18 protein-coding genes are annotated in these 22,746 nt (G+C 63.5%); 9 read left to right on the forward strand and 9 right to left on the reverse strand.

Annotation, left to right across the window (positions count from 1 at the left end; genetic code table 11):
• Positions 1 to 664: 664 nt before the first annotated feature.
• From BLV04_RS18745 to BLV04_RS18760, 4 genes are all read left to right on the forward strand, one after another.
• The gene (locus tag BLV04_RS18745) at positions 665 to 1,435 is read left to right on the forward strand and encodes a hypothetical protein (protein ID WP_093035877.1); all 771 of its coding nucleotides are present in this window, start codon (positions 665 to 667) and stop codon (positions 1,433 to 1,435) included.
• Positions 1,436 to 1,481: 46 nt separating this feature from the next.
• Positions 1,482 to 2,114 (forward strand): nucleotide-binding protein, encoded by a 633-nt coding sequence (locus tag BLV04_RS18750; protein ID WP_093035880.1) that lies wholly within the window; start codon positions 1,482 to 1,484, stop codon positions 2,112 to 2,114.
• A gap of 374 nt (positions 2,115 to 2,488) precedes the next feature.
• Entirely contained in the window at positions 2,489 to 3,034 is a 546-nt protein-coding gene (locus tag BLV04_RS18755) for a hypothetical protein (protein ID WP_093035883.1), read from the forward strand.
• Between the two features lie 53 nt (positions 3,035 to 3,087).
• Positions 3,088 to 4,047 carry a 5'-nucleotidase gene (locus BLV04_RS18760; RefSeq protein ID WP_093035943.1) on the forward strand — a complete coding sequence of 320 codons (960 nt, stop codon included), beginning with the start codon at positions 3,088 to 3,090 and terminating at the stop codon, positions 4,045 to 4,047.
• A gap of 187 nt (positions 4,048 to 4,234) precedes the next feature.
• On the opposite strand, the gene BLV04_RS18765 is transcribed toward BLV04_RS18760, so the two are convergent.
• Entirely contained in the window at positions 4,235 to 6,307 is a 2,073-nt protein-coding gene (locus BLV04_RS18765; protein ID WP_093035946.1) for an EAL domain-containing protein, read from the reverse strand.
• A 91-nt stretch (positions 6,308 to 6,398) separates the two neighbouring features.
• Positions 6,399 to 7,472, reverse strand: a complete 1,074-nt coding sequence (epmB, locus tag BLV04_RS18770; RefSeq protein ID WP_093035886.1) for an EF-P beta-lysylation protein EpmB — start codon at positions 7,470 to 7,472, stop codon at positions 6,399 to 6,401.
• A 34-nt stretch (positions 7,473 to 7,506) separates the two neighbouring features.
• Between epmB and efp the strand changes: the two genes are divergently transcribed.
• Together efp and epmA are read left to right on the forward strand one after the other, a co-directional pair.
• Positions 7,507 to 8,079 carry an elongation factor P gene (gene efp / locus BLV04_RS18775; RefSeq protein WP_093035889.1) on the forward strand — a complete coding sequence of 191 codons (573 nt, stop codon included), beginning with the start codon at positions 7,507 to 7,509 and terminating at the stop codon, positions 8,077 to 8,079.
• A gap of 74 nt (positions 8,080 to 8,153) precedes the next feature.
• Complete coding sequence (gene epmA / locus BLV04_RS18780) at positions 8,154 to 9,158, forward strand: EF-P lysine aminoacylase EpmA (RefSeq protein WP_093035949.1); 1,005 nt, start codon at positions 8,154 to 8,156, stop codon at positions 9,156 to 9,158.
• Between the two features lie 197 nt (positions 9,159 to 9,355).
• On the opposite strand, the gene BLV04_RS18785 is transcribed toward epmA, so the two are convergent.
• A complete protein-coding gene (locus BLV04_RS18785; protein WP_093035892.1) occupies positions 9,356 to 9,967 on the reverse strand; it encodes a hypothetical protein in 612 nt (203 codons plus the stop codon).
• A gap of 52 nt (positions 9,968 to 10,019) precedes the next feature.
• Positions 10,020 to 11,066: a biotin synthase BioB gene (bioB, locus tag BLV04_RS18790; RefSeq protein WP_093035895.1), complete on the reverse strand. Its 1,047-nt coding sequence runs from the start codon at positions 11,064 to 11,066 to the stop codon at positions 10,020 to 10,022.
• A 71-nt stretch (positions 11,067 to 11,137) separates the two neighbouring features.
• Here bioB and BLV04_RS18795 point away from each other — a divergent pair, with 71 nt between their 5' ends.
• Both BLV04_RS18795 and BLV04_RS18805 read left to right on the forward strand, forming a co-directional pair.
• The gene (locus BLV04_RS18795; RefSeq protein WP_093035897.1) at positions 11,138 to 11,872 is read left to right on the forward strand and encodes a ComF family protein; all 735 of its coding nucleotides are present in this window, start codon (positions 11,138 to 11,140) and stop codon (positions 11,870 to 11,872) included.
• Between the two features lie 425 nt (positions 11,873 to 12,297).
• Positions 12,298 to 12,633, forward strand: a complete 336-nt coding sequence (locus tag BLV04_RS18805; protein WP_093035902.1) for a class I SAM-dependent methyltransferase — start codon at positions 12,298 to 12,300, stop codon at positions 12,631 to 12,633.
• Here BLV04_RS18805 and glsA read toward each other — a convergent pair.
• On the reverse strand, positions 12,614 to 14,458 hold the full coding sequence (gene glsA / locus BLV04_RS18810; RefSeq protein ID WP_093035905.1) for a glutaminase A: 1,845 nt from the start codon (positions 14,456 to 14,458) through the stop codon (positions 12,614 to 12,616). The genes BLV04_RS18805 and glsA overlap by 20 nt on opposite strands.
• A gap of 524 nt (positions 14,459 to 14,982) precedes the next feature.
• On the opposite strand from glsA, the gene BLV04_RS18815 reads away from it, so the two are divergent.
• Complete coding sequence (locus BLV04_RS18815) at positions 14,983 to 15,822, forward strand: HD domain-containing protein (RefSeq protein ID WP_139191964.1); 840 nt, start codon at positions 14,983 to 14,985, stop codon at positions 15,820 to 15,822.
• 153 nt (positions 15,823 to 15,975) lie between these two features.
• On the opposite strand, the gene BLV04_RS18820 is transcribed toward BLV04_RS18815, so the two are convergent.
• The 4 genes from BLV04_RS18820 to BLV04_RS18830 form a co-directional block, all read right to left on the reverse strand.
• Positions 15,976 to 17,652, reverse strand: a complete 1,677-nt coding sequence (locus BLV04_RS18820) for a SpoIIE family protein phosphatase (protein WP_175534697.1) — start codon at positions 17,650 to 17,652, stop codon at positions 15,976 to 15,978.
• The gene (locus BLV04_RS25045) at positions 17,615 to 17,959 is read right to left on the reverse strand and encodes an STAS domain-containing protein (RefSeq protein ID WP_175534698.1); all 345 of its coding nucleotides are present in this window, start codon (positions 17,957 to 17,959) and stop codon (positions 17,615 to 17,617) included. Before BLV04_RS25045 ends, BLV04_RS18820 begins: the two co-directional genes overlap by 38 nt.
• 149 nt (positions 17,960 to 18,108) lie before the next feature.
• Positions 18,109 to 19,149 (reverse strand): hypothetical protein, encoded by a 1,041-nt coding sequence (locus tag BLV04_RS25050; RefSeq protein WP_175534699.1) that lies wholly within the window; start codon positions 19,147 to 19,149, stop codon positions 18,109 to 18,111.
• Positions 19,150 to 19,162: 13 nt separating this feature from the next.
• Positions 19,163 to 22,495, reverse strand: coding sequence for a TonB-dependent receptor domain-containing protein (locus BLV04_RS18830; protein WP_093035918.1), 3,333 nt, complete (start codon positions 22,493 to 22,495; stop codon positions 19,163 to 19,165).
• Between the last annotated feature and the right edge of the window lie 251 nt (positions 22,496 to 22,746).

Raw genomic sequence — 22,746 nt, forward strand, 5'->3', positions numbered from 1 at the left:
TCGTCGACCGCGACGGGCGCTGGGTGGAGGGCGGCCGAGAGCCGGCGAAACGCTATCGCGGCGACCCCTCTGGCCCCCCTGTAATAGGCCGGTATTCCGACGCGACCTCGCCCTCGATCTCGACCGGGACGGTGTCCACCGAGCCTTGGGTCGATCTCGACGCACGGACAGTGCAGGGAGGTTGGCGCGAATCCTCACCGGGCCCGTCGCCGTGGGGCGAGGGTGCCGCACCGGTCTCCCCGCAGCCGGAATATCGGTTTCGCGGTGACCCGCAGCCGTGGTCGGGCCGCTGGAGCGGGCAAGGGGAGACGCCGGGATACAGGTTCCGACCGCTGACGGGTCAGGAGGCGGAGCAGCGCGCGCAAACGCCGGGCTGGCGTCCGCTGGAGCCGGACCGCGACGACCGGGGCGGGCGGACTCGAGCCCCCGCGGGACTGATGGACGCGCTGACGCCGCCGCCTCGGACGTTCGGCTTCGAGCCGGCGCCTTGGCCTTGATCCGGCTCGCCCGAACCCTTGCTGCCGAGCTCGCCCCCTGCTACGCGATTGCGGCCATGCCGATCGGCATCGGCGCGGGTGCGATGCACGAGCAGCCTTAAGTGACCCCGATCACGGGGCGGGGTGTCATCATGACTGATCACCGATCGATGGGAGGATAAGACAAGATGAGAACGCAAACGCAGGCTGTGTTGGGTATCGCGCTCGCATCCGCCTTGGCGGCCACGGCGCACGCGGAGATCTCGGGTGTCCAGTTCTCCGCCGACATGATCAGTCAAGGTCCGGACGGGCAGGCCGAAACCGTCAAGATGTTCGTGGGCGACGGCCGGATGCGCAAGGAGATGACGCAGCAGGGTCAAGAGGTAGTTCAGATCATCGATCAGAATCGCGGGATGATGTGGGTCATCTTCCCTGAGCGGCAGACCTACATGGAGCAAGGAGGGCCGCCTGGCGAAGACGCACCCGCACCGGCGCCGACCCCGACCGCGGAGAACGATCCCTGCGCCGGTATGGCCGGCCTGACCTGTAGACGTGTCGGCGAGGAGGCGGTCGGAGGGCGGGCCGCGGTGAAATGGGAAATGGTCATGACCCACGAAGGCCAGTCCATGAACGGAACCCTCTGGATCGACGCCGAGCGCGCGATTCCGCTGAAACACGAGATGTCCAACGGCGAGAAGATGGAGCTCGTGATGGTCGGCACCGAAACCATGGAAGGCCGTCAGGTCGAGAAATGGGAGATGACCACGACCGCGCCGGATCAGCCGCCGACTCGGGTTTTGCAATGGTACGATCCGGAGTTGAAGCTGTCGGTCCGAGAGGAGTTTCCGGGCGGCGGCATGCGCGAGCTCAAGTCGATCCGGATCGGCGACCAGCCTGACCATCTGTTTGCGGTGCCCGCCGGGTACACGCGCATGGAGATGCCCCAGCCCGGCCAATAGTCGCTCGGGGCGGCATCGGGGATGAACGCGGACGCGGAAGCACGGCATGATCACGATCGTCGGAAGTCTTAAGGGCGGTTCGGGCAAGAGCACCTTGACCTTCAATCTGGGGGTCTGGCTCTCGATGGCGGGCGTGAAGGTCCAACTGATCGATGCGGATCCTCAGGCGACCCTGACCGACGTCATCGACGTGCGCAAGGAAGAGGGCTTCGATCCCGTCCTGAAGGCGTCCGACAAGCGCGCCCTGGCACCCGAGCAATTGAAGGCCGCCGACGAGACCCTCATCGACGTCGGGACCTCGGACATGGAGAGCCTGCGTACGGCGCTTGCGCGGTGCGACCGCGTCGTCGTTCCGGTCCCGCCGTCGCAGGCCGATATCTGGTCGACCCAGCGTTTCATCCAGTTGATTGCCTCGGTCGAGCGAGAGACGCCTCCCGACATCATCGGGTTCATCAATCGGGGCGACACCCATCACGCAGTTCGCGAGACCAACGAGGCCGCAGCCGCGCTGGTCTCGCTCCAGGGTATTCGCTTCATCAAGCCGAGGCTCTCGCAACGCACCGTCTTTCGGCGCTCGTTCAGCGAGGGCTTGGCGGTGTTCGAGCTGGAGTCACGCGGCAAGGCGGCGCGGGAGTTTCTCGGGCTGGCCGCGACGCTCTATCCGCACCTTGTCAGTTGAACCGCCGACGCGAGGTCCGTTCGTTTCAGGCCTGCCTGCGTGGCGGTCGGTCACGTTGTGAGTCTGATCCGTCCACGGTGATCGGTTCGCCTTGTCGCATGCGGCAATTCTGTTAAGCTCTTGAGACAACGGGAGCGGGGACGGATAGTTAATCGCCTGCACGCAATCATGCGCGAGCGAATAGCCTTGCTTTTAAAGAGGTTTGAGTTGCTTTGTTTGAATCCCAGACTCAGCTTCCGGTAGAGCCCCGTATGTTGCAGTGCCTTTCGCTTTGCGGGAGGCCATTATCGCGAAAAGAGTGCATGTGATCCTGGGCGGTAACGCGCCGACCATGTTGACTTTTTTCATCAACTGATCAAGAACCGGCCCGAATCATGGCGCAGAACGAGATCCCGAGGACCGATGCCTCCCCGGATGGCGAGGTATCGAACGAGCAAGCGGAGGCCGATGCGCGCGCCGCGGGCGTCACCGAGGTTCAGCTGCATGCCTTTGCGATCGATCGCCTGTCCCAGGCATTCGAAACCAGCGCAAAGCGCTGGGAGCTGATCGTCTATCCCAGTCTGTTCGCCTTCATCATCCTTGCGGCCTACGGGTTCTACCTGGTTTTCAGTCTCGCCAAGGACGTCCACTATCTAGCCATCAGTGTCGACACCAACATGACGGTGCTGGCCAGCAACATGCAGTCGATCTCCGACAACATGGGACAGATGAGTGCGAATGTTCGAACCATGGCGGTGAGCGTGGACTCAATGGCTCGGGATGTGAACACCCTGGAGCCCATGCTGACGAGCATTCAGACGATGGATCGTTCGATACAGGCGATGACCATGTCGACCTCGTCCATGCGCAACGACATGGCGGGCATGAATCAAAGCATCGGCCGCCCGATGCAGTTCATGAATTGGTTCATGCCTTGGTGATCGATCGCGATCCCTGCCCGGGTGCTTAGAGCGATTACGGGTTGGAGTTGATCGTGCACCCGGGTCTCCCCGAATCAGTCCGACTGATCGTCGCGATCTCCTCGCGCGCGCTCTTCGACCTCAGCGAGTCTCACCAGGTGTTCGAGACGCAGGGTGTCGATGCCTATCGTGACTATCAAGTCGCGCACGAGAGCGACATCCTCGAGCCCGGTGTCGCCTTCGCGCTCGCCAAAAAGCTCATGAGCCTCAATGCAGCCCTGGGTGATCGGGGGCGCGTCGAGGTCATCCTGATTTCGCGCAACAGCTCGGATACCGGGCTGCGCGTCCTGACCTCGGCACATCACCACGGTCTGGATATCGCCCGCGCCGCCTTTACGGGCGGGGCGAGTCCCTACCGCTACGTGTCCGCCTTCGGTGCGCATCTGTTCTTGTCCGCAGATCCGAGGGACGTGCGCTCGGCCTTGAATGCAGGGTGTGCTGCGGCCACCGTTTTGCCGGCGGCCTTTCCGTCGGGCCCGGAGGAAGATGAGCAGGTTCGAATCGCGTTCGACGGCGATGCGGTGCTGTTCTCCGACGACGCCGAAAAACTCTTCCGTCGTGAAGGGCTCGAGGTCTTCAACGCGACCGAGCTGGCCGCCGCGCATGAGCCGCTACCGGGCGGTCCTTTCAAGGGCTTGCTGGTGGCGATCCATCAACTCCAGGCCCTTTTTCCGCCCGAGGCATCGCCGCTGCGCACCGCGCTTGTGACCTCGCGCGGTGCGCCTTCGCACGAGCGGGTGATCCGCACCTTGCGTGCTTGGGATATCCGCATCGACGAGGCACTTTTTCTCGGCGGGCTCGAGAAGGGGCGTTTTCTCGCGGCCTTCGACGCGGACATCTTCTTCGACGATCAGCGCGTCCATTGTGACGCGGCGAGGCGTCATGTGGCGACCGGCCATGTTCCGCACGGTGTCGCCAATATCGAGACCGACCCGCCGAACCGAACCGCAGAGCCCGCAGACAACCCCGGCTAAACCGCGTCCAGAGCGCTATGTTCCGTTTTGAGTGAGTCCAGCGGTTCGTGCACCCCTGGCATCTCGGCGGTGACGCGGTTTAGACTTTCATATTTTTCAATCTCCTAAACTGCGTCGACTCCAGCGTTGGCGATCGCTCGAAGGCCGATCCAATCCTGCAAACATCGCATATCGTAACGGGCGCAGTTTAGGGCTGAATATCGAGCGTCGGCGACGGACGCTGCAGGAAATTGCCCTGAACATAATCGACCCCCGCGGTCCAGAGAACGGTCAGGGCGCGCGCGTCCTCCACCCCCGTCACCACGCTCTTCACGTTGAACTCGCGCGCAAGGTTCGCGATGCTCATGAGCCGCTGTTGTTTGGCTGGATCCTCTGCCAGTGCCCGCGCGAAGTCCGGCATCAGAACGACGAAATCCACCGGGAGCGCCTGCAGGATCATCTCGGAGCGATTGGTGGCGCCGAAGCGATTGATTGCGACCCGGCATTTGATCTGCTTCAGCGCATCGACCAACTTGCCGAGACTTGCCAGGTTCTCCGCGACCAACTCTTCCTGAAACTGAAAGGCGAGCCAGTTGCCGCGCACGTCGAGCTCACGCAGGCAGTCGCAGATATGCAGGATGATGCTGGGGTTGCGGAAGGTGTCTTCGGCCAGATTGATGAAGAACCGCAGGTTGTGACCGGCCTTGCGCTGCTCGGCGAGCACGCGGACCGCGTCGTGGATCGCCCATTTGTCGATTTCCTCGATAAGCCCGCGTCGGATCGCCGCCCCGATAAAATCCTTGGCCTCCAACAACTCGCCCGCCTCGTCGAGCAGGCGCACCAGGACGCTGTAGTTCTCCTGGTTGTCGCCCATAAGGCTGATGATGGGTTGGTAGACGAGCTTGAACTGCTCGTTGCCGAGTGCCGTGGCGATCTTGTCGGCGACCTCCGAGTCGCCGTCCACGGCGGTTTGTTTGGTCCGAGCCGCCAGCGAGGTGGGGGTCTGCATCCCGGCGGCGCAGTCCGTGGGCGATGCGGCGCTGTAGACGCACAACCTGTGGGCTGCGTTGAGGATGTCTTGCGCGGCGGCTGCACGCCCCTTCACCAGGTAGTATCCGATATCGCAGTCCGGCGCGATGCGTCCCGTGGTTGTGAGGCGCTGCGGCAGGCGGGCGTGCTCGCGGATGTGCTCGCCGAGTGCCTCGGCCTCCTTTTCGTCCAGACCGTCGACGATCATGGCGAAACCGTCGTCGCTGATTCGCGTGAGCGCATGAGCCCGGTCGGCGACCGAGGCCAAGACCGGGCCGAAGCCGTCGACGATGTCCAGCCCATGGGTCAGACCCAGATCGCGCAGAAGCTCCGAATGTCGTCTCAAGCGGATGAAGAAGACCGCAAAGGGCAGCGGAACCGATCGATCCGGACCGAGCCGCGTTTCGATTTCCTCGAAAAAGATCGTGCGGGCGGCGGCAATACCGGACGGCATGCCGTCGCTCGCCGCCCCCGGCGCCCGCAGGGGATCAAGGATCAAACGCAGGCAGGGCTCGTCGTCGAGAACGGTCGGTGCAGCCGATAAGCGGACCTCGAACCTTTTGCCTCGGCTCGATCGCAGGTATGTCGTGATCGCGGCCGGCTCGGTTTGCGCCGACCGCTCGGCACTCTGAAGCAGATCGCGGACTCCGTCGCGCTGGTCCGGATCGATCACATCGAGAACGGGAATCGCCTGGAGCTCGTCCAAGTTCGGGTAGCCGAGCAGCGCAAGGTAGGCGCTGTTGGCGTCGAGGTGAAGACCCTGCTGTACGAAGGCGATCGCCGTACCGGCTTGCTCGACCAGCTCGCGGGAGCGTCGTTCGCACTGCTTGAGCCGAGCCGCCAGTTCACGGGCGCGGCGACGTTGACGCAGATCGGTCACCTCGCGCTGGATGGTCCAGACAAGCTGCTCGTCGTCGGTGCGGGCGAGCAGGGCGCGTGCCCCGAGCTGCTGTGCCTCGCGCACGGCATCGGGACCGGGCGCGTCGGCGGCAATCATGATGAGCGGGATCTCGGCAGCGCGCTCGCCGCGACGTCGAATCGCCTCCGCCAAGTCCAGGTCGTCGTCGTGGCGCCACCAGAGGATCATGTCGAAGGCGCGCCGAGCGAGCAGATCATTCAAGCGATCCGATCGCGCGGTCACGAGCGCACGGGCGGCGAGGCCGTCTGCACGCAGACGCTCCACCAAGCGCTCCGCCGCGACGGTGTCGGTGGTGAGCTGAAGCAAGGCCAGCAGTGGGGGTTGCGCGGACATGATAGGGTTTGGTGCGGGATCCACGAGGTTTCGGGACAGTGCCATCCGGTCGATTATCGGACTTCGCGGCCCGTTAGGGAAACGAACGCGCTCACAAGAGCGGCGATCCGATGCGGGCCGAATCGATCAAGGGGATCTTGGATCCGACACCCGGAACCTCGCGGACCAGTCGCGGGACCAGATAACCGGGAAGGCGTTGCCGCAACGCCTCGCCCAGTCGCAGAGCCTGAGCGTCGGAGACAGCGAAATGTGCCGCACCCTCCACCAAATCGAGCTGGTGGAGGTAGTAGGGGAGAACACCGCACTCGAAGAGGCGCTCGCTCAGAGCAACGAGTGTCGGGACCGCGTCGTTGACCCCGCTCAGCAAGACGCTTTGGTTGAGTAGGGTCAGATGTGCACGACCTAATCGCTGCAGTGCATCCTCGGCCTGTGCACCGAGCTCGCTCGGATGATTGGCATGGACGACCAGGATTGTGGCGAGATGCGAGCCGGCCAAGAGTCGACAGAGTGCGTCGGTGACCCGGGACGGCAGGACCACGGGTAGGCGCGTATGGATCCGCAGGCGTTTCAGGTGCGGGATCTCGTGCAGGCGCTCGAGCAGTGCGCCGAGACGATCGTCGTCCAACATCAAGGGATCCCCGCCGCTGAGGATGACCTCTGAGATCTCCGGGTCCTCGGCAATGGAGGCCATCGCAACGGCCGTGCGATCCGGCGTCTCACCGAGCGCCGCATATGGAAAATGTCTTCTAAAACAATAGCGGCAGTGCACGGCACACCCGCCGGTCACGATCAGGAGGGCACGGCCTGCATACTTTCGAAGCAGCCCTGAACCGACATCTGCGGACGCGTCCCCGACCGGATCGCGGCTGAATCCGGCGACGGACAAGCGCTCCGCCCCGAGCGGCAGGACCTGTCTGAGCAAGGGGTCGCGCGGGTCGCCCGGCGTCATCAAGGCCGCAAAGGCGCGCGGCACCAGCATCCGGAATCCGGGTGCAGCCGAGTCGAGATCCGGGATCGCCTCCGGACTCAGGCCGAGTGCGGCGAGCAGGTCGTCGGCCTGTCGGTAGGCCTCGGCGAGGTCGTGTTTCCAAGCCGTCTCACGCTCGGACCTCCGGAACGGCTCCGGCGTCGTGGTCTGACAAGCGGCGATGCTTCGCGGTACCATTGCGCGGTTTAGCTCCACAGTCAACGAGGACGATATGGCCTTTTACAGTACCAGCGAGTTCAAGGGTGGACTCAAGATCATGTTGGACGGCGATCCTTACAACATCGTCGAGAACGAATTCGTAAAGCCGGGCAAGGGCCAGGCATTCAACCGGGTGCGGGTGCGCAACCTCAAGACCGGGCGAACCGTCGAGAAGACCTTCAAGTCGGGCGATACGGTCGAGGCGGCCGATGTGCATGATACCGACATGCAGTATCTCTACAACGACGGCGAAGAGTGGCATTTCATGGATCCGGCCAGCTTCGAGCAGATGACTGCCGACGCCAACGCCGTGGGCGACGCCGCCAAGTGGATCAAAGAGGAAGACATCTGCCGGGTGACACTCTGGAACGGCGTTCCGCTGAGCGTGGACGCACCCAATTTCGTCGTCCTGGCGATCACCGAGACCGATCCGGGGCTCAAGGGCGACACCTCGGGAGGCGGCGGCAAGCCGGCGACCCTGGAGACGGGTGCGGTGGTTCGTGTGCCCTTGTTCGTTCAGTCCGGCGAGCTGGTGAAGGTCGACACCCGCACCGGCGAGTATGTCTCGCGCGCCAAAGAGGCCTGACGACGACGTGCGGTCGAGCGATGCCGGCCCGACCGGCGCCGTCCGCTCGCACTGCCGTCGACGTGTTCATTCCGATGCCTGCTTGCGATGACTGGTCGGCCTGCGCCGCGACCCCCGTCCTACGCGCCCGCGCCGAGATGCTGGCCCGGATCCGCGCCTTTTTTGCCGCCGCCGGCGTCATGGAGGTCGAGACGCCGATCCTCTCGCACGCCGGTGCGACGGACCCGGCACTCGCGAGTCTCTCGCTCTCCGGCGGCCTATCGGGCGGTGGGTCCGACGCCGATCGGAGGCTCTTCCTGCAGACCTCGCCCGAGTTTCCGATGAAGCGTCTCCTCGCCTCGGGAAGCGGTCCTATCTATCAGATCTGCAAGGTCTTTCGCGGCGAGGAGCGCGGGCGACGGCATCACCCCGAGTTCAGCTTGCTGGAGTGGTACCGACCGGGCATGGACTACGGACAGCTGATCGACGAGGTCGCCGATCTGGTGCGCGCCGCACTGCAACGCCCGACGCTGCCGATGGAGCGCATCCGCTACCGCGACCTGTTTCGCGAGGTCTTGGACCTGGATCCCTTCACCGCGCCACTGCAGACCTTGCGCGAGGCCGCGGTCACGGCCGAGATACCCGATGCCGATCGGCTGGATCTCGAGCGGGATGGCTGGCTCGATCTCCTGCTGACCCAGTGCCTCGAGCCGCGTCTCGGGCGTTCCGGCATGGGTTTTCTCTGCGACTATCCGCCGAGCCAGGCCGCCTTGGCGCGGATTCGACCCGGCAGCGCGCCGCCCGATGATCAGCCGGTGGCCGAGCGTTTCGAGCTGTACATCGACGGCGTCGAGCTGGCGAACGGCTTTCACGAGCTGACCGATGCCGCGGAGCAGGGTGCGCGCTTTGCCCACGATTGCGCCGAGCGTCGCCGTCTCGGCTTGGCCGAAATCCCGCCGGATACCCGTCTGCTAGCGGCGCTTGAAGCCGGGATGCCGGCGTCGAGCGGGGTCGCGCTCGGGCTCGACCGTTTGTTGATGATCGCCGTCGGCGCCACGCACATCGATCAGGTTTTGGCCTTCCCCGTCGAGCGGGCGTGAAACCGCGTCACTCTGCACTTTGCGCGATCATCGTTCGGGGCTGATCTTGGAGGGTGTCTGCGGGCCTTGGCGCGGACGCGGTTTCAGAGATTTAATTCTCGACGATTGAAAATCTCCTGAACCGCGTCCTGCCGAGACCATTTGTCGAGGCGGCCGCAGAGTCACATCGCAACGCTGCATGTCGCTCCGGACGCGGTTCAGTCCGCCAAGGCGTTTTGGATGGCCTCCAGGTCCAGCGCATTCAGATACTGCTCCAGCGGGGCGGCTTCCGTCAGACCGGAACCCTCGCCCTGCACCAGGAGTCGGCTCCCGACCATGAGGGTGACCTTGTAAGTCTGGCTGCCGGGCGTGTGCTCCATCATGCCGCGCTCGCCCTTGAGCGAGAAGCTCTTCAGATCCTCGTTGGCCTGCATCATGAAAGGCATCGAGATGGCCATGGTCAACATCGGCATCATCGGCGAGTCGGCCATCAGGGTGAGGGTCACCTCGGCGTTGTCTTCCCGGACGTAGCGCCGACTGAGGTGGGTCCCGGTCAACATGGACGCGAGGCCGCCCGATTGGGACTGCGCCTCGTCCGCGACCCATCCGTCCAGAGGCGGCGGAAACAGCGACAGAAGCCCGGCCGTGATCTGTGCGCGAATCGCCTCGACCGCGCCGTTCAAGGTCTCCGCGGCCGTTCTGAGCTCACCGGCCTCGTATGCCTGCTTGGCAGCGTCGAGTTGATCCGTCACCTCGTCCGCGCAAGCCGTGTTGAGCGTCAGGGCAAGGCCGGCCGCCAAGGCTAGGGTTCCCGTGATCGTTGCGTGCATCTGTTTCTCCGTTTACGCCTGACCGAGACGATAGGACCGGCGTACAGGTCGGTCAGTGCTCGACAATCGCATCCAATGCCTGTTTGGCCTTGTGGCAGGCGCCGGGCTCGGTGCGTTCGGGGTCCATCTCTTCGAAGGCCAGACCCAAGCGCGCAAACAAGGCGCGATCCAGGTCGGACTCGGCATTCGGCGTGGTCAGCAAGCGATCGCCGTAGAAGATGGAGTTGGCGCCGGCGAGATAGCAGAGCGCCTGCAGCTCGTCGCTCATCTCGCTGCGTCCGGCGGAGAGTCGCACATAGGAGGTCGGCATCAGGATGCGCGCGACCGCCACCACGCGGACGAACTCGAACGGATCAAGTGTCTCGCTTGCCTGCAGCGGTGTACCCTCGACCCGAACCAGCAGGTTGATCGGCACGGATTCCGGATGCGCCGGCAGATTGGCGAGTTGCCGCAACATGGACGCGCGGTCGCGCCGCGACTCGCCCATGCCGAGGATCCCGCCGCTGCAGGTCTTCAGACCCACGTCGCGGATATGCTCGAGCGTATCGAGTCGGTCCTGGAAGGTGCGTGTCGTGATCACCTGGCCGTAGAATTCGGGCGAGGTGTCGAGGTTGTGGTTGTAGTAGTCGAGCCCGGCCTCCTTGAGGCGGCGCGCTTGCGCCCCCGTCAGCATCCCCAGGGTCACGCAGGTCTCCAAGCCGAGCGCGTGGACGCCCTCGACCATGGCGATGACCTGCTCGAGGTTCTTGTCGGTCGGATTGCGCCAGGCCGCGCCCATGCAGAAGCGGGTCGCCCCCTGCTCGCGGGCGATCCGCGCGGCGTCGAGGACCTCGTCGATCGGCATCAGGGACTCGCGCTCGAGGCCGGTCTCGTGACGCGCGCTCTGGGCGCAATAGCCGCAATCCTCGGGGCAGGCGCCGGTCTTGATGCTCAAGAGTGTGCTGACCTGGACGCGGTTGGGATCGAAGTAGAGTCGATGCGCCGTCTGGGCGCGAAACATCAGATCGGTGAAGGGGAGGTCGAGGATGGCTTGGATCTCCTCGACCGACCAATCGTGGCGGAGGATGGAGACATGGAGCGGGGAAGGCTTGGGTGACATGGGCGTGATGGGCCGATTTCCGGGTGCGGAAAAACCACCTATGCTAGTGGGCTTGGGTCGGTTGTCAACCAATGTTCGCTGATCCGGTCGAGACGAGCGGCGTGATCTCCCGGCTGTTGTCGGTCTTGTTCCCGCCGACCTGCGTCCTCTGCGGTGCGCCCGGCCTCATGGGCGGAGGAGGGCGCGACCTCTGTCCAGGCTGCGCGAGCGAGTTGCCGCACAACCGCGACTGCTGTCTCCAATGCGCCGTGCCCTTCGACAGCCCGATGCCCGCGGGGACGCGCTGTGCCGCCTGTCAGCGGCACCCGCCGCCGTTCGAAACCAGTCTTGCGGCCTTTCGCTACGAGGTGGCGATTCCGACGCTCATCGGAGGCGCGAAATTTCGAGGACGGCTCAATCTGGTGCGCTTGCTCGGTCAATGTCTGGCCGATCGGGTCCGAGAGGTCGATCCGCCTCGACCGGAGGTGCTGATGCCGGTCCCGCTGCATGCGTCCCGGCTTCGCACCCGCGGCTACAACCAGGCCCTTGAGATCGCCCGTGTCGTCGGCCGGGATCTGGCCCTGCCGATCGATCACGCCTCCTGCATCCGCAGCGCTGCGACCCCGCCGCAGGCCGGCCTCGACGAGCGCGCACGCCATCGCAATATTCGCGGCGCGTTCCTGGTTCCGGGCTTGCTGCCCTGGACTCACGTTGCCATTCTCGACGATGTCGTGACGACGGGCAGCACCGTCGCCGAGCTGAGCCGGGTGTTGCGCAAGGCCGGTGTTCAACGGATCCAGGTGTGGGCGGTGGCGCGAACGCCCTGATCCACGGCTCGCCACACGATGCAAGCCTTATCAACGCCGTAGGTCGTGCTGACGATAGGAAGCACGACATCCGCCGACAGTCGGTTGTGCCTCGCACGGCTCGGCGCAACGAGCGTCGCCGTGGTGTGCGCCGCTCGGCGCAACTCGACCTCGTCCGCAATAAGGCCGACACGATGCCTTAGACGCCGACGCACGATCCGCCTGAAGACACGAGCCTCCAAACGCTGGCTCGCATCCGCTTCGACCTGCATTGGCAAAGCAAGGACGCGACGCACGCCGACAGTCGGGTCGCCAGCCGGCTCGACCTGTGTCGCGATTTCTTCCCGCCCGAATCGGAGGCCGAGATCATCGGTCGTCCGGCCGGCCATCGCGCGATCCTCCGCGTCGAGCCTGTCGCATGGCTTCTGCCGCCAAGCGACGACCTATTGAGAGACCTGCAGCCCGGGATCCGACTCTTCGAGGTCTTCCGCGAGGTCGCCCGGGTGCTGAAGTCGGGCGGGCGTTTTATCCTCACCTTCTCCAACCGCTGGTTCCCCCCGAAGGTGATCCGGATCTGGCAGGAGCTGCATGAGTACGAGCGGCTCGCGCTCGTGCTCGAATATCTGCGGGAGTCCGGCCGATTCGGACAGCTCGAAACCTTCAGTCTGCGGACCGCCCGACGACACCTATGCCGAACGGCTCGCCGAATCCGACCCGGTCTTTGCGGTCTGGGGTACTCGGCTCTGACGCGCGCGGCCGGCCTCAGGCCAGCTGTTGGATGAGTTGGGTGTCGCGCTCGATCTTGTTGGCGAAGTGGCTCGCCATGCTCATCAGCATCTTGACCAGAAGTGCGTCGGGGATGGCGTCGAAGCGCAGCTCCAAACAACGGGTATCCATGGCCGCAGAGACATTGGCGGTTCGGCGCTTCTCGTTCACCAAGGCAACCTCGCCGAAGACCATTCCCGGGCCGAGGCTGGAGAGTCTCAGGTGGTGGCTCAACGGTTGGCCCGCGCCGGTATCGATCCAGACCTCGACCTCGCCGCTCAGGATGAAGAACATGGACTCGGCGCGATCCCCTGCGTCGAAGATCCGCTCGCCGGTCTTGAACTCCCGCTCGCGGCCGGCATGCCGGAGCGATTCAAGCTCCTCGTGGGTCATCGCGGCGCACAGATACTGGTGGTTCAGGTCCGCGACCGAGGTGTCGGCACCCGTGGAATCCGTCTGGGCGATCAGTTGATTCTCGCACCACTCCACGGCGTGATCGGTGTCCTCGAAATGCAGCGGCCCCGGCTCCTGCCCGCGATAGGCATTGCCCTGGAGGTGCTTGCGGAAGCGATAGAGGTTCTTGCTGTCGGTGAAGAAGAGCCTCTTGCCCTGGTCGGCAATCCGCATGCAAAGCTCGCTTAGGACCAGAATCGATGCCTGGTCCATCCCGATCACCCGTTTGAGATCGATGACCAGGTAATCGACCCGCGCGAGCTCGGAGAGGATCTCCACGCCGACCGATTCGGCACTGCCGAACAACAGCTCTCCCTGCAGCTCGTAGACACGGATGCGATGCCCTTGCTCCGCGAGTACGGCAAGCTCCGCCGCGCTGCGACGGCGGCGCGAGGTGCGCTTGGCGCAGTTGTAGACCTGACGCATGACGGTGGCGGAGGTCGAGCGCGCGACATGGAAGAGGTGCAGACTGAAATCCTTGGACAGCCGCTTGCACGCCTCAATGCCGCGCACACTGTTGCCCTTGGCGTCGAGGCGCGGCGAGAAGACCCCGAGACCGAACTGTCCGGGCAGCACCGCCGTGATCCCACCGCCCACGCCGCTCTTCGCCGGCATGCCCACGTTGAAGATCCAAGCGCCCGAAAAGTCGTACATGCCGCAGGTGCTCATGACGCTCAGCACCTTCTCGACATACCGCGACTGCAGCGCGACGACCCCGGTGACCGGGTTCACCCCGTTGTTGGCCAGACAGGCGCCGATCATCGCCAGATCCCGCGCGGTCACCAGGATGGAGCACTGCCGAAAATACAGATCGACAACCTCCTCGGGCGTGCGATCGAGGATCCCGTAGCCGAGCAAGAGGTGCGCGATCGCCCGATTGCGGTGGCCGGTGTCGCTTTCGGACCGATACACCGTTTCGTCGATCTGCATCGGCCGACCGGTGTAGCGCCCGAAGGCTTCGAGGATCCGCTGCATCGGCGGGGCATCGGGTTTGCTCTCGATCAATCCCGTCGTCGCGATGGCGCCCGCGTTGATCATCGGGTTCATGGGACGCCCGGTACCGGGCTCCAGGCTGATGGAGTTGAACGCCTCGCCCGAGGGCTCGACGCCGACCTTGCCCAGTACTTGGTCGAGCCCGCGATCTTCCAGCGCCAGACCATAGGTGATCGCCTTTGAAATCGATTGAATGGTAAAGCTCTGACGCGAGTCGCCGACCTGGTAGACATGCCCGTCGACCGTGACCATTGCGATCCCTAGCCAGGACGGATCGGCACGGGTCAGCTCCGGGATGTAATCGGCGACGGCGCCGTCGTTCAGGTCGAGCAACTCTTCATGGATACGGTCGAGGTAACGCTGGACCGGAGAGAACTGGAAGGCCCGCTTATCCATTGAGACTCCTGAGAGATGTTCGGAAACCGTGTGTCCGATCGAGGTCCGTTTCATGGAGACACCGGCGTGTGCTTTGGGCTCGGAGGGGCGATCACGTTCGATCCTCGTCGAGCCGAGATCGATCGCCCGACCCGAGTCAAGCCATAGAGCTTAAGCAAAAGCCGTGCGCACGTCAGGGGGTCGTGACGGGAGAGCGAGCTGTCCGAGTCGGCGCGCCTTGAATTTCCGGAATAGGGAATGATGTCCGGACTTGAATGGAATGGCGAGTGACCTGTGCATACCCGTTCATATGTATTCCGTCGTTCCAGCATATCGACAGGTGGCTTGGATGGTCCGGTCTTGCAGTCAATGATGTGTCGGTTTGGTGCATCCGAGTTCGAGGATGCACCGCCGAGGAACGACTTGGCATCGGGAAACCCGTTCGGGCTGTGGCTCCTCTGCCTTCATCACGACCTCGCCGTCGGCTCTGTGGCCTGTGTAACCTCGATGAAGGCGGGAACACTTGATCCTCCGTGCATCAAGGTATGGCCTTTGCTGCAAACAACGCGACTTCACGCCATTCAACCTGCAGAATAATGGATGTGGATATGTCGAGGGCAGGGCTTTTGAGCCAAACAACGACGACCGCTGCGGCCGACGGCGTCCGGCAAGTATCCGACGAGGGTACTTGGACAGACGAGTATCTTCGCAATCGCTTCACACAGCTCTGGCGTCGTTGCGCAATCCCGAGATCATCATGCGATCCGGACATTGCCTGGAGCAGCCTTGATGGTCGCTACGCCGAATCGCATCGGCATTATCACGACAAGCGCCACCTCGCACACTGCTTGTCCGAATTCGACCTGGCGGTCGAGCGGATCGTCCGGCCCGATCACGTGGAAATGGCGATTTGGTTCCACGACATCATCAACGAGCCCGAACGTTCCGACAACGAGGCCCGCAGTGCCGAGCTCTTTCGCAATCTGGCCGGTGGCAGCATGGCGGAATCCTTTATCGCGGAGGTCGTAGATCTGATCCTGGTCACCACGCATCGGCGGGAACCGGTCGACCCCGACCAAATGATCCTGTGCGACATCGACCTCGCCAGTCTCGGTTGTCCTTGGGAATGCTATCTGCGCGACACCGGATATCTGCGCGCCGAGTTCAGAGGTTCGGACCAAGACTACTGCCGCATCAAGCGCGTGTTTTTGGAGTCGATGCTGCGCCGTCCCCGGGTCTTCGTCACCGATTTTTTTTATGCGCGATACGAGCACCTTGCCCGTGAGAACCTTCGCAGGTTCCTGGACCTGATCGACGTATGGGAGGCAGCGGGTTCCGACGGTCGCAAGGTTCCTTTGCTGCGAACATCCGGGATCGAAGCCTGAACGGCATCCGCTCGGATCCGAGGGAACTTTGCGGCGACGACGACAGATCGACTTCCGACAACTGCACCGACAACCCGGGACATCGAAAACCGAAGGAGAACACGCCGCCTGGACCTGCTCGGATTCGATCTCGGTCGCCGGCTTCGGGTGTCGTTACACAAGCGGTTGTTGTCCGCGGTATCTGAGGATCACCAGGGTCAAGTCATCCGACTGACGAGCACCCGCCTCAAAGCCTTTTACTGCGGCCTTGATCCGGTCCGCAAGCGCGCTCGCCGAGCGAGCGGGTTGCTCCGACAGGCATTCCAGCAGTCGGTCGAGCGTGAACAGGCGGCGGTCTGCGCTCATCGCCTCGGTGACACCGTCGGTGTAGAGCACCAGGACGTCGCCCGGTCGAAGCCCCACGCACGCGACCTCGTAGGTCGCCTCCTCCGAGGCACCGACCAAGATCCCGCGCGGCGGCGGCAGGGCCCGGTAATCGATGCCCCGATCTCCCAGGAGGATCGGGTCATGGCCGGCATTGACGTAACGCAGGACTCCGGTCCGCTTGTCGATCAGGGCGATCACCAAGGTGGCGAACATCGAAGTCGGGTTCTCGGCGCAGAGCCTGCGGTTGATGCGCCTTAGGGACTCGTCGATCGGTTGACCGAGCAACAGCTCGCTTCGCAGCATGGTCAAGGTGCGCACCATGAAGAGTGCCGCCGGCATTCCTTTGCCGGAGATGTCCCCGATGGCGATGCAGTACTCGTCCGGGCCGACCGGAAAGACGTCGTAGAAGTCCCCGCCGACCTCCTGTGCCGCCGTCATCCCGGCATCGATCTCGATTTCGGGTCCGAGGTCCAAGCGACGCGGCAGCATGCCGAGTTGGATCTCACGTGCGACTTCCCACTCGCGCTGCAGATGCTCGTATCTCAGCCGCTGCTCCAACGCTTGCTGCATCACCTGCGTGCGTGCACGCATGCGGTCGGCAAAGAGACGCATGAAGTTCCTTGCGATTCTAGGAATCCGCAGCAGCTCATCCCAGAGGATGGCTTCGGGCAGGAGCAGGAGGCGGCTCGGCATGCTTGCGATCACGAAGGCGCTGGCCGGTCTGCAATCGACGACCGAAATCTCCCCGGTGCACTCGCCGGCCTCGATCACGAAGCCTTCGTCCGAGCCGAGACGATCGAGATGAACCTCCAGCCGGCCTTCCAGGACGAGGTGGAGATGCCGGTTGATCTGACCGGGTTCCAGGATGATCTCGCCGGCCCGAACGCTGCGCATCTCGCAGCCCGCCAAGAGTGGCTCCAAGATGGTCGATTCCATACCTGCGAAGAGGGCATGGCGGCCGATCAGATCCAGATCATCGCGCACCGGGGGTCTTGCAATACGCACTCGCAGGCGGTTTCGTCCCGCAACGCGCTCGTACGTCTGATCGGTGCTGAAGCGCCTGATCAGCTGGATGCCGCGCCCGCCGATATCGGCGTGTTCGAGGTCGTCGGCGGGCGCGACCTCGAGGCGGGTGATGGGGTCGAAGGCAACCCCGTCGTCCGTGACCTCGATCTCGACGGCGTCATCCCGGTTGCGGACAGCAATCCGGATCTCATGCCGCTCCGAGTCGCGAAAGGCATGATTGATGACGTTGGTCACCGCCTCGTTGATCACCAGGTCGACCGCAAAGGCGACCTGATCCGGCAGAGCCCAAGCGATCGTGATCTCGCGCAACCAAGTCTCGACGCGACTCATCTCGGCGAGACGATTTCCGATCACGAGCGCCTCGACCTGCGCCTCCTTGCTCACCTCGGGGTCGGTCACCTCAAGCGGCGTCGAGGGTGCCGAGTGCTGTCTCTGCATCGGCATAGACCGGGATCAGGGAGGAGACGCCCGAGCGATCCAGAACCGCGCGAACCATGGGCTGCGGGTTGACTAGAAGCATCTTGCCGCCCCGTTTCGACGTCGTCTTGGCGCAGGTCAAGAGTGTCCTGATCCCGATCGAGGCCAGGAAGTCGACTTGGCTCAGATCGACGAGAACTGCCTTGCGGCTCGTCGCCGTCAGGGTCGTGAGCTTGAGATCGATGGCTTGCGTCCCCTCGACGTCGAGACGTCCTTCCAGGGTGACTTTGAGGATGTTGTCGTCCAACAGTTCGGAGTGGATCTGCATAGGCCGTGTCCGCTTAACGTGAAAGTTTGCGCCCCGCGACGGGGTCATCCGGGTGTCCGGGTGGGCCTCTCGGCGCGTCTGTTCCAATGGTACGGGGCTCCGACGGAGCCCCGTTCGCGATTCAGGATCGCTCGATGAAGACCTCGAGTTTACCGACAGGTGGTGTAGGTGTACTGCCGGCCGTTCAGCCAGGTCGTTGTCGTGGTGCAGGGGTTGTAGGACTGGACCTCGAAGGAGGTGCCGCCGATGCTCGGGTGCGGCAGCATGGTCCCCGGCGTCCGAGGTATCGGGGGTCCGGGTATCTCGGTCCCGGGGATGTTGACGGTGCCTGGTGCGTTCGGGTAAGTCACCGAGCCCAACGGAGGGTTTCTCACCACACTGCTTGCGTATTCCCAGCAGTAAAACAACGGGTTGCCATCCTGATCTGTCGCGGGGGGCGACTCCGGAATCGAAAGGTCGCAGGGTCGACATGCCTCCAGATCCTTCTGTCCGTTCCCTAAGCCCGCGCTCGCCAGAGCGCAGGCTTCCGTATCACCTCTGGGTGTGAAATTCTCGCATCGGTTGACGCACTGAAACTGTTCCGATCCAGGCGCGCTGCACACCGCAACGGTCTTGCCGTCCAAGCTCACGCCGGAGACAACCGCCAGACCCTCTACCGCCGCTCCGGTTGCGAAGACTTCGCCTTCACAGGCATCGGCAGCCGTGGAGATCGGCTCGACCACCTCCGGCTCGACGGGCGGAGGTATGCCCTCGCCGTCCGCACACACGATGACGTCCGCTGCGCCGAATTGACCGCCGCCGCTGCGCAGGCCCGTCGCGGATTCCGAATAGTCCGAGAAGCTATAGAGGCACCGAGCACCGTTGCCTTGGGTGCGAATGTAGACAGCGTCGATTTCGCGTCCGGGCAATCCGCTCGAAACCTGGATGTCGACCTGCGTGCCGGTTGCCACGGGCGTACCTGAGTTGTTCTTGACGATCAATGAGACCGAACCGCTGACGTTCTGCATCGGCGCTCCGTCCGGCCCCGGGGACATATTCGAGCAAGAAAAGTTGCCTTGACCGCTGGCGTTGAGAACCGTTGTCGCACCTGTTCCTTCCAGGCTGTCGATACAGACCTGGCCCCAAGTCGTTCCGGATGCCCCCAAGAGAGCGAAGACCCCCAGAAGGGCTGCCTGCTGCTGCGTCGTCATGCTTATTCTCCGATTAGAAATTCAATGTCAACTGCGCCGTGATGGCCCTGTCCGGGGTGTAGGGGCCGATCGTCGGCTCGTCCTGGAAGCTGCGATAGCTGTTGTCCAGATAGTCGAATTGCTCGTCGAGTACATTCTGAACAGACAGGCTCAAGATGCCCCAACGCTTCGGGAGGCGGTACCCGACGCCTAAATCCACGACGGCGAAGTCGCTGTTGCCTGTCTGGTACGCATAGACCTCCTCGCCGGTCACTTCTTGATCGACGTACGTCACACCGACACTGGCGAAAAAGCCGTTCGGATGGAAGTAGCGCGCAATCAACGGAATGCTCAGCGTCGTGACGGTCTCCGGAACGCCGAATGCCAAGACCGACTCGATTTGATTCTCGAACTTGTCGTACGAGACCTCGGCGCTGAGCGCCCATCGGTCGGAAGGGGTCCAGTACGCGTACACACGATTCAGCCATTCCTCCCTGTCCTCGAAGATCCCTTCGCCGATCACCTCGCTGATCACCGGCGATTCCAGGTCGCGTCGGGTCATTTCTGCCCCGAAGAAGAGGCTCCGAGTCACCTTCAAATCGGCTCCGATCCCGTAGCGGTCGAACTTGGTCCCGTTGGCATCGTCGAAATACTGGTTGAAACCGGCGATTTGAGTAGGCTCAAGCGTTCGATTGCTCGAGAGCACCGGTTTCACGCCCTGAAAATAGGCTCCCCTCAGCACGAGCGCTTCGGTTGCCTGCCACTGAACGCCGAGTTTCGGGCTGGTCTCGTCGAAATCAAACACCTCGCCTTCCGTATAGCCTTGATAGCTGAGTCCGAGGGTCCAAATCAAGCTTTCGAGAAGGTGAAAATTACCGTAGGCGTATGCGCGCTCGTCGCGGACGGTGAATTCAGTCTCGAGCTCGATCGGCGGATCTTCTCCGAAAGGCGTTTCAACGACGAGCGCCAGCGTATCCCGACGGTTTAGATCCGCATAGGTACCGCCGAGGGTCAGGTTGAAGGCATCACTCTGAAAGAGATATTGGATGTCGTACTGGTCGGTGACATCTTCCGATTCCACGTCGGTGCGCAGATCGAAGCTCCCCAGCTCGGGAATAAAGAACAGCTCGTCCTTTTCCATGCCCTCGATCGTCCGCTCCGCGCCGATCACGGACAAGAGGATGTTCGAGCTCGGAGTGGGCGTCAGACGAGCCCCGAGTCGCCAGATATCCGCATCCAGGCTGCGTCGGTAGGTTGGATCGACATCCGCCGGATCGAACTTCATCGCGATGTCGCCCCACTCGGAATGGCGTGTTCCGTATTCGGCTTGGAGATTGACCGTTTCGGAAACCGCGGCTTGACCGTAGACGGTCGCGACCTGGTGCGAGAGATCTCCGTTTTCCCGAAAGCCGTCGGTATCGTATTGAAATCCGCCTGCGCTGAATGACACGCGGTCATAAATACCGGACAGAACGCCTTCGAATGAGGCTGTTTGATTGCTGCCGGCAAGCATGCTGAAGTTCGGTTGGATCTGGTTGCGCTCGAAAAGCGGCGTGAACTCGTTGAAGCCGGCAGCCGCCGGGCCGCCGCGGGCGACGATGTTCAGGTTCGTCGCCGCGACGCTGGGCTGAATCGGGTTGATATTGATGTCTTGGAGGAGCTGCGACTGGAGCAGATCGCTGACCCGCGAGACCTCGGCCCTCGGGCTTGCTCTGTAGATATCGGAAAGAAACCGATGGGCAGACGCGTTCGACGGATCGATGGCCAGGGACATCGCCGCTTGGTTGATGCCCAGTTGGGTGAATCCCAAGTCGTTGTAGATGCGGGCCTGACTCGTGCCCCTCGCCGCTCTATCCTGGTCGAGGAGCAGGCGTCCTCGATAGATCGCCCGGTTGTCGTTGAGCTCGATCGAGCGCTCGATCTGCTCCAATGCCCGCACTGGCTGGTTTTCCGTCTGCAGACGAATGGCGTCGTAGAGATAGGGTGTCGGGTCGAGTGGGTCGAGCTCCTTGGCGATGGCGAATTGCTGGGCATCCAAGGGTGGGCGCTTCTCCTCGAAATAGGTCTTGCCCAGATAGGATCGCAGCAGGCTATCGTTCGAGTCGAGGGCCACTGCGGTCTCGATTTCGCGCCCCCCCTCGGCAAGGGCGCCCCGGCGGATCTCGGCCAAACCTAGACCCAAGCGGGGCAGCGGGTCGGCGGAGTCCAGGACGATGGCCTGCTCGAAGGCGGCCCGGGCCTCGGCGATACGGATCTCGGTGAGCGCCGCGAACCCCAAGACGATCTGGGTGCGGCTCAGTTCAGGCTGCAGCGCGACGGCGCGTTGAGCGGCCTCTCTCGCCGCACGCCGCTCGCCGAGCATCAGTTGGAGCTCGCCCAAGCGCGCCCACGCCATGGCATCGTTCGGGTGCTGCTCGACCGCCCGGAGTAAGGCATCCCGTGCGGCCTCGAGTTGAAGGTTCGCCTGAAGGGCGTAGGACAGGGCGATCTTCGCGGCGGCTGCATCGGTCAAGCTCACGGCCTGCTCGGCGTCGGAGAGCGCCGACGCCCGGTCGTTCTGAGTGACCTTGATGACCGCCCTCAGAGCAAACGCGAGACCGGCGTCCGAGCCGTCCGCGATCGCTCGCTCGACGATGATCCGCGCCTCCTCGACCCGCCCCACCGAAAGCAGGTTCGCCGCTTCGTGCAGCGAGGGGTTGTCGGCGGCGTCCCGGCTTCCCCCGAGCGCCACAATCGGCGGATAGTAGAGCGACCACTGAACCGCATCACGCGGCCGCACGAGGAGTCGCGGTTGCGGTGCCCCGCCTTTCGCGGCGATGGCCGTCTCGCCGCCCGACACGGACAGCGAGCCCTCTGCATTGGAGGTGACGACTGTCCCCTCGAAGACGGTGATCTGCGCTGTATCGTCGTGGCTCCGGGCCAGGAATTCGGTCCCTTCGATCGACCCGTTGAGGTAGGGCGTGCTGACCTTGAGCAGCTTCGGCTTGCGGCTGAAGGACATGATTGCGCCCTCGACAAGGTCGAGCCAGGACTGTTCCGAGTCCGCGCCGGTGACGTCCAAGAGCCGCATGGTGGTGTTTTCGTCGATCCGCAGAACGGCGTCGTTGATGAGTGCGATCGCGGCTCGACTGCGCATCCCGACCCGGATGGTATCGCCTTGGCAGAGCCGGCCTTCAAGCGATGCCTCGCGCCAATCGCCGCCTGCGGCGGATTGCACCTCGACGGCGCCCTGTACCGAAACCAGCCGGCCGGCCTCCGAGTCACAAGCCGCGTCGGCGCGAGCGTTGTTCCCGAGTGACGCCGAGCAAAGAGCCAAGATCCCGAGCGAAACCTTGATGTTCATGCGGACCTCATCGAGAAGCGTCATGCCGGGGTTGCGGATCGAGACGCGGCCATTGCGGCAACGGGGTGCGGGGACGGTCGGTGGTCGCGCATATTTTGCCCGTATGTCCTAGCCTGCTCGTTGGACTTAGGCTACCTGCCGCTCGCCCTAGGAGTCCTTAAAGATTTCTTAAATTTCGGTTTAATTTCCGAGCGATTCTTGATATGAAACGTCCGGCATCCCTCGATGAACCGCCGGTTCGACGCTGCCTTCAAGGCGCGCCGCTCGCTGACATG

Origin of the sequence: Thiocapsa roseopersicina (genome assembly GCF_900106925.1) — a bacterium.
Lineage (GTDB): Bacteria > Pseudomonadota > Gammaproteobacteria > Chromatiales > Chromatiaceae > Thiocapsa > Thiocapsa roseopersicina.

Bases quoted from the DNA above. Each gene is read 5' to 3' on its own strand.
- BLV04_RS18745 (WP_093035877.1), top strand. From the start codon at position 665: ATGAGAACGCAAACGCAGGCTGTGTTGGGTATCGCGCTCGCATCCGCC.
- BLV04_RS18750 (WP_093035880.1), top strand. From the start codon at position 1,482: ATGATCACGATCGTCGGAAGTCTTAAGGGCGGTTCGGGCAAGAGCACC.
- BLV04_RS18755 (WP_093035883.1), top strand. From the start codon at position 2,489: ATGGCGCAGAACGAGATCCCGAGGACCGATGCCTCCCCGGATGGCGAG.
- BLV04_RS18765 (WP_093035946.1), bottom strand. From the start codon at position 6,307: ATGTCCGCGCAACCCCCACTGCTGGCCTTGCTTCAGCTCACCACCGAC.
- epmB (WP_093035886.1), bottom strand. From the start codon at position 7,472: ATGGTACCGCGAAGCATCGCCGCTTGTCAGACCACGACGCCGGAGCCG.
- efp (WP_093035889.1), top strand. From the start codon at position 7,507: ATGGCCTTTTACAGTACCAGCGAGTTCAAGGGTGGACTCAAGATCATG.
- epmA (WP_093035949.1), top strand. From the start codon at position 8,154: ATGCCTGCTTGCGATGACTGGTCGGCCTGCGCCGCGACCCCCGTCCTA.
- BLV04_RS18785 (WP_093035892.1), bottom strand. From the start codon at position 9,967: ATGCACGCAACGATCACGGGAACCCTAGCCTTGGCGGCCGGCCTTGCC.
- bioB (WP_093035895.1), bottom strand. From the start codon at position 11,066: ATGTCACCCAAGCCTTCCCCGCTCCATGTCTCCATCCTCCGCCACGAT.
- BLV04_RS18795 (WP_093035897.1), top strand. From the start codon at position 11,138: ATGTTCGCTGATCCGGTCGAGACGAGCGGCGTGATCTCCCGGCTGTTG.
- glsA (WP_093035905.1), bottom strand. From the start codon at position 14,458: ATGGATAAGCGGGCCTTCCAGTTCTCTCCGGTCCAGCGTTACCTCGAC.
- BLV04_RS18815 (WP_139191964.1), top strand. From the start codon at position 14,983: ATGGCCTTTGCTGCAAACAACGCGACTTCACGCCATTCAACCTGCAGA.
- BLV04_RS18820 (WP_175534697.1), bottom strand. From the start codon at position 17,652: ATGCAGAGACAGCACTCGGCACCCTCGACGCCGCTTGAGGTGACCGAC.
- BLV04_RS25045 (WP_175534698.1), bottom strand. From the start codon at position 17,959: ATGCAGATCCACTCCGAACTGTTGGACGACAACATCCTCAAAGTCACC.
- BLV04_RS25050 (WP_175534699.1), bottom strand. From the start codon at position 19,149: ATGACGACGCAGCAGCAGGCAGCCCTTCTGGGGGTCTTCGCTCTCTTG.
- BLV04_RS18830 (WP_093035918.1), bottom strand. From the start codon at position 22,495: ATGACGCTTCTCGATGAGGTCCGCATGAACATCAAGGTTTCGCTCGGG.